The sequence below is a fragment of the Dethiosulfatibacter sp. genome (genome assembly GCF_983023055.1).
In genome coordinates, this window is record NZ_CEZJXU010000309.1 from 1 (window position 1) to 3,186 (window position 3,186).

At 42.7% G+C, this 3,186-nt stretch carries 5 protein-coding genes; all 5 read left to right on the plus strand.

The features are described 5' to 3' along the window. Positions 1 to 806 (plus strand): flagellar hook protein FlgE (locus AC3AX0_RS10100; protein ID WP_487550167.1); only part of this gene is annotated, 806 nt, incomplete at its 5' end. 10 nt (positions 807 to 816) lie between these two features. Beyond that, positions 817 to 1,026, plus strand: coding sequence for a flagellar FlbD family protein (locus tag AC3AX0_RS10105; RefSeq protein ID WP_487550168.1), 210 nt, complete (start codon positions 817 to 819; stop codon positions 1,024 to 1,026). A 5-nt stretch (positions 1,027 to 1,031) separates the two neighbouring features. Next, entirely contained in the window at positions 1,032 to 1,826 is a 795-nt protein-coding gene (locus AC3AX0_RS10110; RefSeq protein WP_487550169.1) for a motility protein A, read from the plus strand. Next, the gene (locus tag AC3AX0_RS10115) at positions 1,801 to 2,667 is read left to right on the plus strand and encodes a flagellar motor protein MotB (protein ID WP_487550170.1); all 867 of its coding nucleotides are present in this window, start codon (positions 1,801 to 1,803) and stop codon (positions 2,665 to 2,667) included. Before AC3AX0_RS10110 ends, AC3AX0_RS10115 begins: the two co-directional genes overlap by 26 nt. Before the next feature lie 11 nt (positions 2,668 to 2,678). Continuing rightward, entirely contained in the window at positions 2,679 to 3,122 is a 444-nt protein-coding gene (locus AC3AX0_RS10120; protein ID WP_487550171.1) for a flagellar basal body-associated FliL family protein, read from the plus strand. Positions 3,123 to 3,186 lie beyond the last annotated feature (64 nt).

Here is a 3,186-nt window from a genome sequence, read left to right on the forward strand (position 1 = left end):
AAATAGACACTTCAAAGCCCCTTGAGGCGTTGGACCTTTCTGGTCTTTCGATGGAAGCAAAGGCTACAACGGAAATCGAATTTGAAGGAAACCTTGATGTTGATACGGACCCTTCGGAGCCCTTCGAGTACAATATAACAATATACGACTCCCTTGGCAAGGACCATACGCTGACCTTCATGTTCACAAAGACAACTGACAATGAATTTGACTACAATGTGACATCTTCTGATGCATCCGTAACCATAAGTGCAGGCGGCAGCGGATCCGTTGAATTTTCAGAGGACGGGAAACTAAAGACACCTGATACCAGCGACCTTACAATAAAACTTAACAATGGAGCAGCCGACATTGAAATAAAGAAAGACGACCTTGTTTTCAATGCTGACAAGTTCACACAGTATGACAATACTACGTCAATAGGAACTCTTCAAAATGGCTATGGTGCAGGCTCGCTCATAGGTCTGGGAATAGACCAGGAAGGAAAGGTCATTGGAAACTTCTCCAACGGAAGGGACGAGGAAGTGGCAACAATAGCAGTGGCGACCTTCATCAATCCCCAGGGACTTGAAAAGGCTGGGGGAAACCTTTTTGCCCCTTCATGGAACTCGGGAGAACCTCAGGTAGGAATGGCAGGAGAGGGAGAAAGGGGATCAATTTCATCAAACTCCCTTGAAATGTCAAATGTGGACCTTTCGAGAGAATTTACGGAGATGATAGTTGCCCAGAGAGGATTTCAGGCCAATTCAAAAATAATAACAACATCCGACGAGATTCTTCAAGAACTTGTAAATCTAAAAAGATAGGTAGACTGATATGATAAAGCTTATACAGCCAAATGGAAGGGAATTTTTTCTCAATGAAGACCTAATTGAGACTATACAGGAGGTTCCCCATACTGTAATATATACAAAGGATGAAAACAGATATCTCGTCAAAGAGACGGGAGAGGAAATTGTGGACAAAATAATTGAATTCAGGAGAAAAATATTCACAAATCCTCATATTCTTAAAGAAGGTGAATAGAAGCAATGGACATATCAACAGCAGTGGGCATGGGAGGAATGTTCCTAATAATCATAGCAGCCATAATGACAAAGGGACCCATAGGATCATTCTGGGACGTATCCGCATTCCTCATAGTTCTTGGAGGAACAGTGACGGCGGTAATGGTAAGCTATCCAATGGACAAGCTGAAGGGTGCTCTAACAGTAATAAGAAAGGCATTCGGAGAAAAATCATTCAATGTTGAAAAGACAATAGAGCAGTTGAGCCAACTTTCCTACATTGCCAAGAGAGACGGCCTTCTGGCCCTTGAGAAAATGGTGGAGGACCTGGACGAGGAATTCATGAAGAGAGGAATACTCATGATCGTGGATGGCTTAGAGCCCAAGATGATAGAAAAAGTGCTTGAGCTTGAGGTGGAAAACATGGTCTACAGGCACAGCGAAGGAGAAGGCGTTTTGAAGACCTTTGGGAAATATGCTCCAGCCTTCGGAATGATAGGAACCTTGATTGGACTCATACTCATGCTGAAGGACTTGAACGACGTTGCAACTCTTGGACCCAATATGGGAGTAGCCCTCATCACAACCTTCTACGGAGCCTTTATGGCAAACGGAATATTCCTTCCCCTTGCGGGAAAGCTTAAATACAAAAGCGACTGTGAAGTCAGGTATAAGATGATGGTAATTGAAGGAATTCTGTCAGTACAGGCAGGTGAAGCACCGCTGATGATAGAGGAGAAGCTTAAGACTTTCCTTCCACAGGGACAGAGAAATAAAAACAAGGATGATTTAAATGAAGTTCAAGAACAGACCCAGTGACGACGGAGGCGGAGACGAGTGGCTGACCACATATAGCGACCTGGTTACACTTCTCCTCGCATTTTTCGTGCTACTCTTTTCCTTTTCGGAAATAGACGCCGCCAAGTGGCAGGAGCTTGTAGAGTCCTTTTCTGGAGACATAGTACTCATAGATGAAAGCAGCGCATCCTCAATCATGGATAACGACTTGAGCATATTCGACGAGGACCACCCCAACTACAGAGGGGATGGTTCAACGGATTTGGAGGATGAAGGAAACGCCGATCCTGAAGGTGAAAATTCGGCAGTCGTTGATGAAAATGAAAATACCGAAGAAAATTTCGATGAAGAAACCGATGAAACAAGTGGAAATGTCTACGATGAAAAAATTATCAACGAGCAGTTTGATGACCTTTACAACAATCTCATGTTCTTTAACGACAATGAAGGACTCAAAATGGAAATCACAAGGTCGGAATCAGAAATAAAAATACGGCTTTCAAACAATATGCTTTTTGCACCGGAGAAGGCAGACATCAACCAAGCCTCAATTGAATCACTTCAGAAAATTGTTGAAATAATCAGAGGATATGATGAAATAATTGAAAAGATGGTCATGGAGGGAAATACTGACAACCTTCCAACAAGATCTTCCCTGTACAGGGACAATTTCGAACTTTCCCTCGAAAGGGCATTAAACGTACTCTACTTCTTCAAGTACCAGGGGAATTTCAATCCACAGAAGCTTGTGCCAATGGGATATGGAGAATACAATCCCGTTGCGTCAAACGACACAGTTGAGGGAAGATCCAAAAACAGAAGAACCGATGTTATTCTGGTGAAACACTTACAGGAACAATAAAGGAGATACATATGAACAGAAAAGTGCTTCTGATACTGCTGATATTCCTTCTGGTTACAGTCATATTCATAGGGGGAATAACCGTATCGGTACTGTTTGACATAGTAGACCTTCCCTTTGCGGAAAAAAGCGATGGGGCGGTTGAAGAGACGGCAGTCATCTATAAATATTTAATGGACAAAAAAATAACCACAAACATTAAGGACAGCAAGAAATATGTCCAGTGCAAGCTTGCCTTTGAGCTTGAAAGCCAGGATGATCAGTTGAAGCTTCAGGAAAACTCCTATGTGCTGAACGACCTGATCATAGAAATACTTAGAAGCTATACGGAATCGGACTACAGGAAGCAGAACATCCAGGAAACAATAAAGGAATCACTGGCATCCACGATAGAGGAAAAGCTTGGTGTAACATCTATACAGAGGGTGTACTTTGAAGATCTGATTACCCAGTAAAGGAGAGCATAATATATGAACAATAGCAGGACGAAGGTGAGGAAGGCCGAATTTGAAGAGTTTG